We start from the raw sequence: 13,277 nt of genomic DNA, 5'->3' as shown, positions 1-13,277 counted from the left end.
CCTGACGCTGCCAACACCAACCCCATCAGATGCAGCGCGCCGCCAGCACGGGAGGAATGGGAAGAACGGCAGGGGAATAGCAATCGGGCAAGCCGCTTTTAGGTTCATAAAGCCATGTTGGATCAAGCGTGATCTTGTCCATCAGCCGCAGATACCGCCTGCCGGTCCAGAAGGCGAAGTTCAGGGCGGCGCGATCCTCACGGATGCTGGCCAAGGCCGCGCGTGCCTCGGTGCGACGCTCTGCATAGGTTGAGGCATGGTTCGCCGAATTAACTGCATACCGTTGCATACCGCACTTTCCTTCCGGTTTGCGTTCCGCTATACCCCCGACAGGCCGAATCCAACCAAAGGGACCACCGATGTCGAAGATCAAGGTAGCTAACCCCGTCGTCGAGCTTGATGGCGATGAAATGACCCGGATCATCTGGGACTTCATCAAGCAAAAGCTGATCCTGCCCTATCTGGACGTGGACCTGAAATATTACGATCTGGGCATCGAGGAGCGCGACCGCACCAATGACCAGATCACCATTGATGCGGCCAACGCGATCAAGCAATACGGCGTCGGCGTAAAATGCGCGACCATCACCCCGGACGAAGCCCGCGTGGAAGAGTTCGGCCTGAAAAAGATGTGGAAGTCGCCCAACGGCACCATCCGCAACATCCTGGGCGGCGTGATCTTCCGCGAACCGATCATCTGCAAGAACGTCCCGCGTCTGGTTCCGCACTGGACCCAACCGGTGATCGTCGGCCGTCACGCGTTCGGCGACCAATATAAAGCCACTGATTTCCGCTTCCCCGGCAAGGGCAAGCTGACGATCAAATTCGTGGGTGAGGATGGCGAGACCATCGAACACGAAGTCTTTGACGCGCCGTCCTCGGGCGTGGCCATGGCGATGTATAACCTTGACGATTCGATCCGCGATTTTGCCCGCGCCTCGATGAACTATGGCCTGTCGCGCGGCTATCCGGTCTATCTGTCCACCAAGAACACCATCCTGAAAGCCTATGACGGCCGCTTCAAGGATCTGTTCCAAGAGGTTTACGAGGCCGAGTTCGAGGACAAGTTCAAGAAAGCCGGCATCCATTACGAACACCGCCTGATCGACGACATGGTGGCGTCGAACCTGAAATGGTCGGGCGGCTATGTCTGGGCCTGCAAGAACTATGACGGCGATGTGCAGTCCGATACCGTCGCGCAGGGCTTTGGCTCACTGGGGCTGATGACCTCGGTTCTGATGACGCCGGACGGGAAAACGGTCGAGGCCGAGGCGGCCCACGGCACCGTTACCCGCCACTATCGTGAACACCAGAAGGGCAACCAGACCTCGACCAACTCGATCGCGTCGATCTTTGCCTGGACCGGCGGTCTGAAGCATCGCGCCAAGCTGGACGACAATGCGGCGCTGCTGAACTTTGCCCAAACGCTGGAGCGTGTGACCGTGCAGGCGGTCGAGGATGGCTACATGACCAAAGACCTCGCGCTGCTGGTCGGGCCGGATCAGAAATGGCTGACCACCATGGGCTATCTGGAAAAAGTGGACGAATATCTGAACAAGGCGCTGCGCTGAGTTTCAGAAAGGCCGGGCATCAGCCCGGCCTTTTCGCTGAATGGGCCGCTGATCGGGGCGTATGATGGAATGGATTTTCTGGGCCTTGGCCTCGGCTGTGTTTGCGGCAGCGACGGCGATTTTCGCCAAGCTGGGGGTGTCGGATATTGGTTCGGATATGGCGACCTTCCTGCGGGTGCTGGTGATCCTGCCGGTGCTGGCGCTGGTGCTGACGGTTACGCATGGCTGGCAGCGGGTGGACGGAATACCGCCCCGTGCGATGGTGTTTCTGGGCCTGTCGGGACTGGCGACCGGGGCAAGCTGGTTATGTTATTTCCGGGCGCTGAAACTGGGCGATGCGGCGCGGGTGGCGCCTTTGGACAAGCTGAGTGTGGTGTTTGTGGCGGTGCTTGGCACCCTGTTGCTGGGGGAAAAGCTGTCGGGGATCAACTGGGCGGGCGTGGCGCTGATTGCCTTTGGTGCGCTTCTGGTCGGCTGGCGCTGAGGGGCTTTTCCGGCGGCGGGCTTTGGTGTAACGGCAAGGGAACAGGTGCAGGAGTTTTGCAATGAAAGCCGCCGTCATTACCTTTCCCGGATCGAATTGCGACCGCGACATGGTGGTTGCGCTGACCCGCGCGGGGGCGCAGGTCGAAAAGGTCTGGCACAAGGATGATGCGCTGCCGCAAGGTGTCGATCTGGTTGCGGTGCCGGGCGGGTTTTCCTTTGGCGACTATCTGCGCTGCGGCGCGATTGCGGCGCAGTCGCCCATTGCGGCGGCGCTGCGCGCTCATGCGGAACGTGGCGGCTATGTGCTGGGGGTCTGTAACGGATTTCAGGTGCTGACCGAGCTGAAGCTGCTGCCCGGCGCTTTGATGCGCAATGCCGGGCTGACCTTTGTCTGCCGCGAGGTCGGGCTGCGGGTGGAAACCAGCGCCAGCGATTTTACCAGCGGTTATGCTGCGGGCGCGGTGCTGCGGGTGCCGGTGGCGCATCACGATGGGAATTATCAGATCGACGCCGAAGGGCTGGCCGCGCTGCGCGATCAGGACCGGGTGGCCTTTACCTATGCGCCGGGGATCAATGGCTCGGTTGCGGATATTGCCGGGGTCTTGTCGGAAAACCGCCGGGTGCTGGGGCTGATGCCGCACCCGGAACGGGCGGTCGATGCGGCGCATGGCGGCACCGACGGGCAGGCGCTGTTCGCGGGGCTGGTGGCCTCGGTGGTGGCGGCCTGAGCGGTTCGCGCTTGAGATACTGCCGGGGCGCGCCTAGATTTGCGCCCATGATACGCAGGCTTTTGGCATGACGGATGTGATCCAGACCGGCGCGCCGACAAGGCGCGGGCGCCCGTGGTTGTCGATGACCTCGCTGGTGCTGCTGGTGCTGATGACACTGGGGCTGGGGATTATCTGGCTGACGAATAGCTGGCTGAGCGAGCGGTTTTCCGAAACAACGCGGGTCCGGTCGGAGTTGCGGTCAGCCCTTTACACCGGCAACCTGATTTCGGAATTGCAGCGCACCTCGGTCGTGCCGCAGCTTCTGGCGCGTGACCCGGCGCTGATCGGGGCGCTGCAAAGCGGGGATTTCTCGACCACCTCAGCGCGGCTGATCCAGTCGCAGCAGGAAATCGGCGCGGCATGGATACGGCTGCTGGATGCCTCGGGGCGGACGGTCGGGGCGACAGACCGGCAACTGATCGGCAAAAGCTACTCCAGCGATCCGTTTTATGTCGATGCGCTGCGGGCGCGGGACACGGTGTTCACGGTGTCGGCGGGGCCTGCGGGGGGGTTCGATTTCGCCTATTCGCGGGTGATATTGTCCGAAGGCCGCACGCTGGGCGTGATCGTGGTGGGCAGCGATCTGACCCGGCTGGAACGCTCATGGTCGGGGATTTCCGATGCGGTCGCGGTGACGGACAGCGAGGGCCGGATCATTCTGGCGACTGAAGCACGCTGGCGCGGCCTGACGATGGATGAGGCGCTGGCGGTGCGATCCGCGCCTTCGGCCATCCAGCGGGCGTTTCAGGTCACGGCGGATTGGGCGAACCCAGAGGCAGACGCCTATCTGCGCGGCAAGGCGGTGATGCGGACTGAAACCCGGATTCCCTTCCGGGGCTGGCGGATGACGGTTTTTGCCACCTATGATTCCATCCGGGAACGGGTGAATGCCGTGCTGGCGCTGGAGGTGATGGGCTTTGCCGTGGCGCTGGCGGCGGGGTTCTGGCTGATGTCACGGCGGGCGCGGCGGCAAAGCCGGGTCTATATGCGCGAATCGGCCGATCTGCGGGCGCTGAACGCGCGTCTGACGCAGGAAATCGCGGAACGCGAGCGGATGCAGAAAGAACTGCGCGTGGCCGAACAAACCGTGCAGCAATCCAGCAAGCTGGCCGCTTTGGGTGAGATGTCGGCGGGCGTCAGCCACGAACTGAACCAGCCGCTTGCGGCGATGAAAACCTATCTGGCCGGGGCGCGGCTGCTGTTGCAGCGTGGGCGCGGTCAGGAGGCTCTGTCCAGCTTTCAGCGCATCGACGACCTGATCGAGCGCATGGGCGCGATCACCCGCCAGCTCAAATCCTATGCCCGCAAGGGCGGCGAGGCGGTCGAGGTCGTGGACCTGCGCGAATCGGTGTCCAATGCATTGACCATGATGGAACCACAGTTGCGCGGCAGCCCGGTGCGGGTGCTGCGCCGTATTCCGCGACAGCCGGTGATGGTCATGGCTGACCGCATCCGGCTGGAACAGGTGATTGTGAACCTGCTGCGCAATGCCTTTGATGCGCTGAAAAACCGGCCAGATCCGCAGATTGAACTGACGGTGGAAAGTGGCTCACATGCCTATGTGACGGTGCGTGACAACGGGCCGGGGGTTGCAGATCTGGAAAAACTCTTTGAACCATTCTGGACCACGAAGAAGCCGGGCGAAGGCACGGGATTGGGGCTGGCGATCTCATCCGGGATCGTTTCTGATCTTGGCGGACGGCTGACGGCACGGAACCTTGAACCTTCGGGCGCCGTTTTCGTGGTTGAATTGCCGCTTGGACCGGGGGTGCCGGATGGCGCTGCCCCGGACAGGCGTATGTGAAAGGAAGACGCGTTATGCCGCGCACATTAAAGATTGCGATTGTCGATGATGAACCCGACATGCGCGAATCGATCAGTCAGTGGCTGGTGCTTTCGGGATTCGAGACCGAGACCTTTGCCAGTGCCGAAGAAGCGCTGAAAGTGATCGGTGCGGATTGGCCGGGGGTGGTCATTTCCGACATTAAAATGCCCGGTATGGACGGAATGGCCTTTCTGAAGCGCCTGATGGGCGTCGATTCGGCGCTGCCGGTGATTATGATTACCGGCCACGGTGATGTGCCGATGGCGGTCGAGGCGATGCGCCTTGGCGCCATGGATTTCATGGAAAAGCCGTTCAACCCCGAACGCATGACCGAACTGGCGAAAAAGGCCACGCAGGCCCGGCGAATGACGCTGGACAACCGCGCTCTGCGCCGCGACCTGTCCGAAGGCCAGCAGGTCATGTCCAAGCTGCTCGGCTCCAGCCCGGTGATGGAACGTCTGCGCGAGGATATTCTGGATCTGGGGCAGGCCGATGGCCATGTCCTGATCGACGGCGAAACCGGCACCGGCAAGACTCTGGTGGCCCATGCGCTGCACGCGGTCAGTTCCCGTGCAGGCAAGAAGTTCGTGCCGATTTCCTGCGGTGCCTACAATGAGGAGGCGTTGGCGGCGCGGCTGTTCGGCCCGGTCGAGGACGGGATTCCGGCGGTCGAGGATGCCCGCGGCGGGACATTGTGCCTTGAGGACATCGAGGCGCTGTCGGACGCGTTGCAAGGCCGTCTGCTGGCGGTCCTGTCCGAGCTTGGCAACCCGCCTGAAACCCGGATCATCGCCATTTCCAACGCGCGGGGAGAGGGCCGGAAGGTCGAGGACTTGCTGCGCCCGGACCTGTTTTATCGCCTGTCCGCGCTGAAAATCACCGTGCCGCCGCTGCGGGCGCGGGGCGAGGACATCCTGACCCTGTTCACCCGTATGTCCGAGCAGTTTTCCGAGGAATACGGCTGCGAGCCGCCGCAAGTCACCGCGCAAGAGGCCGCGCAGCTTTTGCAGGCCCCTTGGCCGGGCAATGTGCGCCAGCTTATCAACGTGGCGGAACGCGCGGTGCTGCAAAACCGGCGCGGCACCGGCAGCATCGCCTCGCTGCTGATGGCCGACGGCGAAGAAGCGCAGACCGCCACCACGACCGAAGGCAAGCCGCTGAAAGAATATGTCGAGAGCTTTGAAAAAATGCTGATCGACAACACGATGCGCCGCCACAAGGGCAGTATTGCGGCGGTGATGGAGGAACTCTGCCTGCCGCGCCGGACCTTGAACGAAAAGATGGCGAAATACGGGCTGTCGCGCGGCGATTATCTGTAAGGGGCCTGCACCATGTGGATGCTGGTGGTCGTGGAACTACTGGCGGCGCTGATCTGGTTCGGCGGTCTGGCCGGTCTGGTGCTGTTCCCGTTGCTGGCATGGCGGCGGGTGCGGCTGCGCGGGGCGCTGATCTGCATGGCGGCGGCGCTGCGTGAAGTAGTGCCGCCCCTGTTGAAGCAACGGCAGGCGCAGGCGGCTGTGGCGGCGGTCACAAAGGCGCAGCCGGTGCCTGATCTGGCCGGACAGGCGGTGCTGTATCTGCGGGAACGGGAAAATGACCGGCCGACCGAGACTGATCCGGGCTGCGCCGCCCTGATCCGCAGCGGGGCGTCTGTCTGGGTTGGACGGCGGCCATATGAGGTTGTGGCGGGGCGCGTTACGGACCTGCGCCCGCTGATCCTTGGGCGGGCCGTTGCGCGTGCGGACCTTCGATTTGCTTGAGCCGTTCGGCACCCCTTACACTTTGGTTCCGGTCGCAGACCATTTTCCGGGGCTGGCTGATCTGCTGTAAACCCATGCGGGAAATATCTGCGATTTTCGGGGGCTTGGCGGGCGGCGGGCAGAAAAGCCATTGTCTTTTCGGTATCTTCCCCTTTATTGTCAGAATATCCGGGGGCGCAATGCAATCACAGGTTGCGCACCCGTAGCAGTTTCGCAGCGCAACCAACCCGGCCTGACCCCGAAGGGGCAGGGGGTCAGATGCGCGGAAAATCACGCTCATGCCCCCTGCGGGCCTCTGGGCCGATATTCGTCGCCTCGCTTTTGGTGGGGCCAGAAAGGTAACAGACGCGATGGATCGCGCTTTGGATACAGGACCAGACCGGAGGCAGGGGGCAGCCCCTGCCGCCGCGTCACCCTATATCCGGGTGCCTGTCGCGTCTTTCTCATATCACGCCCGGACAGTGGCCCCGCCTTCGCGCGGGCCGCTGCGGTCGTGCGAAAGACTGACATATGGCAAAGAAAATGCTGATCGACGCCACCCACGCGGAAGAAACCCGCGTCGTGGTGGTGGATGGAACCAAAGTCGAAGAATTTGATTTCGAGACGGTCAACAAGCGTCAGCTTGCGGGCAATATCTATCTGGCCAAGGTAACGCGGGTTGAACCCTCGCTTCAGGCCGCCTTCGTGGATTATGGCGGGAACCGGCACGGGTTCCTGGCCTTTGCGGAAATCCACCCGGATTATTACCAGATCCCCGCTGCCGACCGGCAGGCGTTGATCGAGGAAGAGCGCGCCCATGCCGAGGCCGCCGCTGCCGAGGAAAGCGCCCGCGCGGACAAGAAATCCCGTAGCCGCAGGCCCGCCAAGGCCGAAGCGGTGGTCGCGGATGCGGAAGCCGTCGCCAGCGATGAAGTGGCTGCCGCTGATGCGGCCGAGGCTGGTGCCGATGCGCCGGTGTCTGAGCAGATCGCGGGCATGGAAATCGCCCCCGAGGCTGAGGATGAGGCTGCGGAGCAGGGCGCTGATGAGGCAATCGAATCGCTGACCGATGAAGATGTGACCGAGGAAGCTCGCGCCCCGCGCAAACCTCGCGCCCGCCGCTACAAGATTCAGGAAGTCATCAAGGTTCGCCAGATCATGCTGGTGCAGGTGGTCAAGGAAGAACGCGGCAATAAAGGCGCGGCGCTGACCACCTATCTGTCGCTGGCCGGGCGTTACTGCGTCCTGATGCCGAACACCGCGCGCGGTGGCGGGATCAGCCGCAAGATCACCAATGCCGCCGACCGCAAGAAGCTGAAGGACATCGCTGGCGAACTGGCCGTGCCGGAAGGGGCTGGCCTGATTATCCGCACCGCGGGAAGCCAGCGCACCCGGACGGAAATCAAGCGTGATTACGAATATCTGATGCGGCTGTGGGAGCAGATCCGCGAATTGACGTTCAAATCCATCGCCCCCGCGCCGATTTATGAGGAAGGCGACCTGATTAAACGCACCATCCGCGACCTCTACAGCAAAGAGATCGACGAGGTGCTGGTCGAGGGCGAACGCGGCTATCGCGTGGCCAAAGACTTTATGAAAATGATCATGCCGTCTCACGCCAAGAACGTGAAACATTACGCCGACCCGATGCCGCTTTATGCGCGTTATCAGGTGGAAAGCTATCTGGGCGGCATGTTCAACCCGGTGGTTCAGCTAAAATCCGGCGGCTATATCGTTATCGGTATCACCGAGGCGCTGGTGGCCATCGACGTGAACTCGGGCCGGGCGACCAAGGAAGGCTCGATCGAGGACACAGCCTATAAGACCAACTGCGAGGCGGCGGATGAGATCGCGCGGCAATTGCGCCTGCGTGACCTTGCCGGGCTGATCGTTGTCGATTTTATCGACATGGACGAGCGCAAGAACAACGCCGCCGTCGAAAAACGCTTCAAGGACAAGCTGAAATCCGACCGGGCGCGGATTCAGGTCGGCAAGATCAGCGGCTTTGGCCTGCTGGAAATGTCGCGCCAGCGGTTGCGGCCGGGGATGCTGGAATCGACCACCCAGCCCTGCGCGCATTGCCACGGCACCGGGCTGATCCGCTCTGATGATTCCATGGCGCTGACGATTCTGCGTGCAATCGAGGAAGAAGGCACGCGCCGCCGCTCGCGCGAGGTGCTGGTCAAGGCGCCGGTCGCGGTGGCTAATTTCCTGATGAACGGCAAACGCGAACATATCGGCATGATCGAGGCGCGTTACGGTATGTCGGTGCGGGTCGAGGCTGACCCCTCGCTGATCTCGCCCGATTACAGCATCGAAAAGTTCAAGACCGCAATCCGCTCGGTGCCGGAAGTGACCGCGCCGGTGGTGTCGGTCAGCGCCAGCCTGATGGCGCAGATCGACGAGGCCGCCGAGGATGAGGATGACGACATCATCGAGGCGGCGGATGAGGGGGAAACCGCCGTCACCCGCGCCGAGACCGATTCCGAGGATGGTGAGGGCGGCGGGCGCTCCAAGCGCCGTCGTCGTCGGCGGCGCAAGAAAAACGGTGATGGTGCCGAAAATGGCGCTGATACAGCAGATTCGGACAGTGCCGATTCGGATGATGAAGCCGGTGTCGAAGCCGTTGCAACCGAGGTGAAGTCCGGGGCTGGGGCTGATGCTGAACCCAAGTCGAAAAGCCGGTCCCGCTCTCGTTCGCGCAGCCGCAAAAAGGCGGATGCTGTCGAGGATATGCCGGTTGAGGGCGTCGCGGATGAGGTGGCACAGCCCGCGCCGCTGACCGAAACGCAGGCGGCTGATGGGGCCGCCACCGAAGAAAGCGCCGATATGGCAGCCGTCTCTGCGGCAGAGGTCGAGGCCCCGCAGGCTGCCCCGGTTGCGGAACTGGCTGAAACAGCGCCTGCGGCTGATCCGGTCGCGGCATCGGATGAAGCTCCGGCGGTTGAGCAGATCGCGGCACCCGATGAGGCGGAACCCGCCCCGGCCCCGGAAGCCGTTGTCGAGCCGGTCCCGGCTGAACCTGCCAAGCCGAAACGGCGCGGCTGGTGGAGCGCCTGAGACGAACAATTCAGATTAATGAGAGGCGCGGCCATAGGTCGCGCCTTTTTCGTTGCTCTACGCATTTGTGAAGGCTGAAAAGGCTGGCACGCCGCCCGGCTTTGGGTCAGGGTGCCGCCATGTTTGGAATTGAACTTGCCGAAGCCGCTTTCATGCCAGCCGCTTTTGTGGCGTTGCTGGCTGGTGTCCTGTCGTTTTTGTCGCCCTGCGTGCTGCCCATCGTGCCGCCCTATCTGGCCTATATGGCCGGCGTCAGCGTCGGCGGGCTGAAAACGCGGGAACGCAGCGCGGTGCTGCCTGCGGTGATGTTCGTGCTGGGCCTGTCCACGGTGTTTCTGCTGATGGGCTTCGCCGCCTCGGCTTTTGGCCGGGCTTTTGGGCAGTATATGGACCTGCTGATGCAGGTTTCGGGCGTGATGATTATGGTGCTGGGGCTGCATTTCCTCAAAATCATCCGCATTCCGCTGCTGGACCGCGAGGCAAGGCTGGATGCGGGCGATCAGGGCGGCTCGGCGCTGGGGGCCTATGTGCTGGGGCTGGCCTTTGCCTTTGGCTGGACGCCCTGCATCGGGCCGCAACTGGGAATGATTCTGTCGCTGGCCGCATCCAGCGCCGATATGGGCCGGGGTGCGGCATTGTTGGCGATTTATGCACTGGGGCTGGGGATTCCGTTCCTGATGGCCGCCATTTTCATCAATCGCGCCATGGGCGTGATGAACCGCATCAAACGGCACATGGATAAGATCGAGCGTATCTCGGGCCTGCTGCTCTGGACGGTCGGGCTGATGATGCTGACGGGGCAGTTCAGCGCGTTCTCGTTCTGGCTGCTTGAGACTTTCCCGGTGCTGGCGACGATCGGTTAAGGCCAGCGGTTAAGGCCAGTCCGGCTCGCGCTTGTCCAGAAAGGCCGCGATACCTTCGGCGGTGTCGGCGCGCATCAGGTTGTCACATATGGTCTCGCCCATCTGCTGATAGGCGTCCGTCAGTGCCAGCCCCTGCTGGTCGTAAAACGCGCGCTTTCCGATTCGCAGCGCGGCAGGCAGCTTGGCCGCAAGCGTTTCCGCCAGAACACGGGTGCCCGGCGCCAGATCATCCGGTGCAAATATCCGGTTCACCAATCCGGCCTCATAGGCACGTTCTGCGCTGATAAAGCCGCCGGTCGTCAGCATTTCAAAAGCGAGCTTTGGCGGCACCACGCGGGTCAGCGCGACCATCGGGGTTGAACAGAACAGCCCGATATTGATGCCATTGACGCCAAAGCGGGCATCTTCGGCGGCCGTCACCAGGTCGCAGCTTGCCGCCAACTGGCAGCCCGCAGCGGTGGCGATCCCATGGACCTGCGCAATCACCGGCTGAGGCAGGGTGGGGATCTTTTGCATAACTTTAGCGCAGCGGGCAAACAGCGCCTCAAACGCGGCGCGCCCCTGATCGGCGCTGTCGCGTGCTGCTTGCATCTGGCGCAGATCGTGACCTGCACAAAACGCCTTGCCCGCCCCGGACAGCACCACCACGCGAATCGTCGGGTCTGCGGCGATACTGTCCAGCACCGCATCCAGCGCCGTGATCATCTGGTCTGACAGGGCGTTGAAATTGCCGGGGCTGTTCAGCTCCAGATGGGCAATGCCACCGGAATCGTCGCGTAAAATCAGATCGGACATGTTGCAAACCCTCCCTTTGCCGGTTCAGGGTAGGCGCAGAGAGGGCAGGGGGAAAGCATGAAAGCCATTATGGATGCAGCGGCGCTGAACGATTTTCTGGCGCGGGATTTCCCGCAAGCGCAGGGCTTCACGGTAGCTGAGGTTACGCCCGACGGGGTGCGGATGCGGCTGGCAGTTGATAATGGCAGCCTGCGTCCCGGTGGCACGGTCAGCGGTCCGGCGATGTTCGCGCTGGCCGATGTGGCTGTCTATTGTGCGATTCTGTCGCGGATCGGCCCGGTGGCGCTGGCGGTGACGACCAATGCCAGCATTGATTTCATGCGCAAACCTGCGGCGGGTGTGGCGCTGATTGCGGATTGCCGGCTGCTGAAACTGGGCCGGGCGCTGGCCGTGGGTGATGTGCTGATCCGGTCAGAGGGCAGCGACGCGGTGGTGGCGCGATCCAGCATGACCTATTCGATTCCGCCGAAAGCGGGGTGAAAACCGGCTCTTGCGATGTGGTATTTAATTACCTATTTTGTATCACATTGAAAACGCTTAACTAAATAGCCGGTGCGCGGGTTGATTTACGCGCCCGGATCGTGGATAAGCCCGCATCTCGGATTACACCCCTTAAGGGCAGACAGATGAAAACCTATACCGCTAAACCGGCGGAGATCGAAAAGAAGTGGATCCTGATCGACGCCGAAGGCATCGTTCTGGGCCGCTTGGCAACGATCGTCGCCAACCGCTTGCGCGGCAAGCACAAGCCGACCTTCACCCCGCACATGGATATGGGCGACAATGTTATCGTCATCAACGCCGACAAGGTGCAGATGACCGGCGACAAGCGCGACCAGAAGAAATACTACTGGCACACCGGCCATCCGGGCGGCATCAAGCACCGCACCGCACGTCAGGTGCTGGAAGGCGCTCACCCCGAGCGCGTCGTGGTCAAAGCCGTTGAGCGTATGATCACCCGTAACAAACTGGGCCGTCAGCAAATGACCAACCTGCGCGTTTACGCCGGTGCCGAGCACCCGCATGAGGCGCAGCAGCCCGAAGTTCTCGACGTGGCGTCGCTGAACAAGAAGAACACCCGGAGCGCGTGATCATGGCCGAAGAAGTGAAAACCCTCGACGATCTGAAATCCGCCGTTTCGGGCAGCGAAGCCGCCGTGGCGGAAGCCCCGGTCAAGCGCGAAGCGCAGCGTGACCAGCATGGCCGTTCCTATGCGACCGGCAAGCGCAAAGACGCGGTTGCCCGCGTTTGGGTCAAGCCGGGTTCGGGCAAAGTGACTGTGAACGGTAAAGACATGAGCGAATATTTCGCCCGTCCGGTGCTGCAAATGATCCTGCGCCAGCCGTTCGAAGTTGCTGGCGTTGCCGGTCAGTATGACGTGATGGCGACCGTTGCCGGTGGCGGCCTGTCCGGTCAGGCCGGTGCGGTCAAGCACGGCATTTCCAAAGCTTTGCAACTGCACGAGCCGGCCCTGCGCGCCGCGCTGAAAGCCGCTGGTTTCCTGACCCGCGACAGTCGCGTGGTGGAACGGAAGAAATACGGTAAGGCGAAAGCACGCCGTAGCTTCCAGTTCTCGAAGCGCTGATTCTGGCGCTATTGCGATACGAAAACGCGGTCCCTCGGGGCCGCGTTTTTGCTTTTGGGCTCAGGTGGGAAGCGGCCACCACCACCAATGGCTGCGCGGGATGGCCGGCGTGTTGCCTTCTGCATCCTCAACCCAACCATCCAATGCCGTGCTGCGATCCGTCAGCGCATGGACGCGAGTGAAAGCCTCATTAAAGACTGTGGCGTTCTGTCGAAGGTGGTCATCTACTTGTGCCAGCTCGGCCCGCTGGGCGTCGGTCATCTGATCACGGACGAACTCCAGTGCCGACCGCTGATGCAGAAAGTCGTCGCGGTCCATGTCGTGATATGGGTTATCAAGGTGCCGAAAGCTGTTCAGAGGATCAAAGGCCAGCAGTCGTGTTTCGGGGTAGAGCATGTCTTCATACCCGATCAGCTTATAGGTCATGCTGTTCCCTCTTGTCGCTATGCCGTGGGCATATGGGTGACGTGGTTCATGTTGCGGATGCCGCGATGCGGACGCCTGCTGTGCATAGTTAATTGACAGGGCTGATTCTGCTGCTTCTTGCTCTTACGTCTCCTTCATCTGCGCGTTGTTTGTTGGG

At 62.1% G+C, this 13,277-nt stretch carries 14 protein-coding genes; 11 read left to right on the top strand and 3 right to left on the bottom strand.

Annotated elements, in window-relative coordinates:
* Nucleotides 1-25: 25 nt before the first annotated feature.
* Entirely contained in the window at nucleotides 26-373 is a 348-nt protein-coding gene (locus Q4G24_RS13390) for a hypothetical protein (protein ID WP_303367043.1), read from the bottom strand.
* Between Q4G24_RS13390 and Q4G24_RS13385 the strand changes: the two genes are divergently transcribed.
* The 8 genes from Q4G24_RS13385 (at nucleotide 360) to Q4G24_RS13350 (ending at nucleotide 10,314) form a co-directional block, all read left to right on the top strand.
* Nucleotides 360-1,571, top strand: coding sequence for an NADP-dependent isocitrate dehydrogenase (locus Q4G24_RS13385; RefSeq protein ID WP_303367042.1), 1,212 nt, complete (start codon nucleotides 360-362; stop codon nucleotides 1,569-1,571). The two genes, Q4G24_RS13390 and Q4G24_RS13385, sit on opposite strands and share 14 nt — an antisense overlap.
* A 61-nt stretch (nucleotides 1,572-1,632) precedes the next feature.
* A complete protein-coding gene (locus Q4G24_RS13380; protein WP_303367041.1) occupies nucleotides 1,633-2,055 on the top strand; it encodes an EamA family transporter in 423 nt (140 codons plus the stop codon).
* A 61-nt stretch (nucleotides 2,056-2,116) separates the two neighbouring features.
* Nucleotides 2,117-2,785, top strand: coding sequence for a phosphoribosylformylglycinamidine synthase subunit PurQ (purQ, locus tag Q4G24_RS13375; protein WP_303367040.1), 669 nt, complete (start codon nucleotides 2,117-2,119; stop codon nucleotides 2,783-2,785).
* Between the two features lie 124 nt (nucleotides 2,786-2,909).
* Nucleotides 2,910-4,631: an ATP-binding protein gene (locus Q4G24_RS13370; RefSeq protein WP_303367095.1), complete on the top strand. Its 1,722-nt coding sequence runs from the start codon at nucleotides 2,910-2,912 to the stop codon at nucleotides 4,629-4,631.
* Nucleotides 4,632-4,645: 14 nt separating this feature from the next.
* The gene (locus Q4G24_RS13365) at nucleotides 4,646-5,971 is read left to right on the top strand and encodes a sigma-54 dependent transcriptional regulator (protein WP_303367039.1); all 1,326 of its coding nucleotides are present in this window, start codon (nucleotides 4,646-4,648) and stop codon (nucleotides 5,969-5,971) included.
* A 12-nt stretch (nucleotides 5,972-5,983) separates the two neighbouring features.
* A complete protein-coding gene (locus tag Q4G24_RS13360; RefSeq protein WP_303367038.1) occupies nucleotides 5,984-6,412 on the top strand; it encodes a hypothetical protein in 429 nt (142 codons plus the stop codon).
* A 510-nt stretch (nucleotides 6,413-6,922) separates the two neighbouring features.
* Nucleotides 6,923-9,451 carry a ribonuclease E/G gene (locus tag Q4G24_RS13355; protein ID WP_303367037.1) on the top strand — a complete coding sequence of 843 codons (2,529 nt, stop codon included), beginning with the start codon at nucleotides 6,923-6,925 and terminating at the stop codon, nucleotides 9,449-9,451.
* A gap of 119 nt (nucleotides 9,452-9,570) precedes the next feature.
* Nucleotides 9,571-10,314: a cytochrome c biogenesis CcdA family protein gene (locus tag Q4G24_RS13350; protein WP_303367036.1), complete on the top strand. Its 744-nt coding sequence runs from the start codon at nucleotides 9,571-9,573 to the stop codon at nucleotides 10,312-10,314.
* Nucleotides 10,315-10,323: 9 nt separating this feature from the next.
* On the opposite strand, the gene Q4G24_RS13345 is transcribed toward Q4G24_RS13350, so the two are convergent.
* On the bottom strand, nucleotides 10,324-11,109 hold the full coding sequence (locus Q4G24_RS13345; RefSeq protein ID WP_303367035.1) for an enoyl-CoA hydratase: 786 nt from the start codon (nucleotides 11,107-11,109) through the stop codon (nucleotides 10,324-10,326).
* 57 nt (nucleotides 11,110-11,166) lie between these two features.
* Between Q4G24_RS13345 and Q4G24_RS13340 the strand changes: the two genes are divergently transcribed.
* The 3 genes from Q4G24_RS13340 (at nucleotide 11,167) to rpsI (ending at nucleotide 12,694) form a co-directional block, all read left to right on the top strand.
* Nucleotides 11,167-11,589, top strand: a complete 423-nt coding sequence (locus Q4G24_RS13340; protein ID WP_303367034.1) for a PaaI family thioesterase — start codon at nucleotides 11,167-11,169, stop codon at nucleotides 11,587-11,589.
* 146 nt (nucleotides 11,590-11,735) lie between these two features.
* Nucleotides 11,736-12,200: a 50S ribosomal protein L13 gene (rplM, locus tag Q4G24_RS13335; protein WP_303367033.1), complete on the top strand. Its 465-nt coding sequence runs from the start codon at nucleotides 11,736-11,738 to the stop codon at nucleotides 12,198-12,200.
* 2 nt (nucleotides 12,201-12,202) lie between these two features.
* Nucleotides 12,203-12,694 carry a 30S ribosomal protein S9 gene (gene rpsI / locus Q4G24_RS13330; RefSeq protein ID WP_303367032.1) on the top strand — a complete coding sequence of 164 codons (492 nt, stop codon included), beginning with the start codon at nucleotides 12,203-12,205 and terminating at the stop codon, nucleotides 12,692-12,694.
* A gap of 60 nt (nucleotides 12,695-12,754) precedes the next feature.
* Here the strand turns inward: rpsI and Q4G24_RS13325 are convergent, their stop codons facing one another.
* Entirely contained in the window at nucleotides 12,755-13,120 is a 366-nt protein-coding gene (locus tag Q4G24_RS13325; RefSeq protein ID WP_303367031.1) for a hypothetical protein, read from the bottom strand.
* Between the last annotated feature and the right edge of the window lie 157 nt (nucleotides 13,121-13,277).

Origin of the sequence: Paracoccus sp. (in: a-proteobacteria), assembly GCF_030538695.1 — a bacterium.
In the GTDB taxonomy this organism is placed as follows: Bacteria; Pseudomonadota; Alphaproteobacteria; order Rhodobacterales; family Rhodobacteraceae; genus Paracoccus.
The sequence above is the reverse complement of the archived record's forward strand: the minus strand, read 5'-3'. Positions and strand labels throughout refer to the sequence as shown.

Coding starts and splice junctions, on each gene's coding strand:
- Q4G24_RS13365 (WP_303367039.1), top strand. CDS start 4,646: ATGCCGCGCACATTAAAGATTGCGATTGTCGATGATGAACCCGACATG.
- Q4G24_RS13355 (WP_303367037.1), top strand. CDS start 6,923: ATGGCAAAGAAAATGCTGATCGACGCCACCCACGCGGAAGAAACCCGC.
- Q4G24_RS13370 (WP_303367095.1), top strand. CDS start 2,910: ATGACCTCGCTGGTGCTGCTGGTGCTGATGACACTGGGGCTGGGGATT.
- Q4G24_RS13350 (WP_303367036.1), top strand. CDS start 9,571: ATGTTTGGAATTGAACTTGCCGAAGCCGCTTTCATGCCAGCCGCTTTT.
- Q4G24_RS13340 (WP_303367034.1), top strand. CDS start 11,167: ATGAAAGCCATTATGGATGCAGCGGCGCTGAACGATTTTCTGGCGCGG.
- Q4G24_RS13360 (WP_303367038.1), top strand. CDS start 5,984: ATGTGGATGCTGGTGGTCGTGGAACTACTGGCGGCGCTGATCTGGTTC.
- Q4G24_RS13385 (WP_303367042.1), top strand. CDS start 360: ATGTCGAAGATCAAGGTAGCTAACCCCGTCGTCGAGCTTGATGGCGAT.
- Q4G24_RS13345 (WP_303367035.1), bottom strand. CDS start 11,109: ATGTCCGATCTGATTTTACGCGACGATTCCGGTGGCATTGCCCATCTG.
- purQ (WP_303367040.1), top strand. CDS start 2,117: ATGAAAGCCGCCGTCATTACCTTTCCCGGATCGAATTGCGACCGCGAC.
- Q4G24_RS13325 (WP_303367031.1), bottom strand. CDS start 13,120: ATGACCTATAAGCTGATCGGGTATGAAGACATGCTCTACCCCGAAACA.
- rpsI (WP_303367032.1), top strand. CDS start 12,203: ATGGCCGAAGAAGTGAAAACCCTCGACGATCTGAAATCCGCCGTTTCG.
- Q4G24_RS13380 (WP_303367041.1), top strand. CDS start 1,633: ATGATGGAATGGATTTTCTGGGCCTTGGCCTCGGCTGTGTTTGCGGCA.
- rplM (WP_303367033.1), top strand. CDS start 11,736: ATGAAAACCTATACCGCTAAACCGGCGGAGATCGAAAAGAAGTGGATC.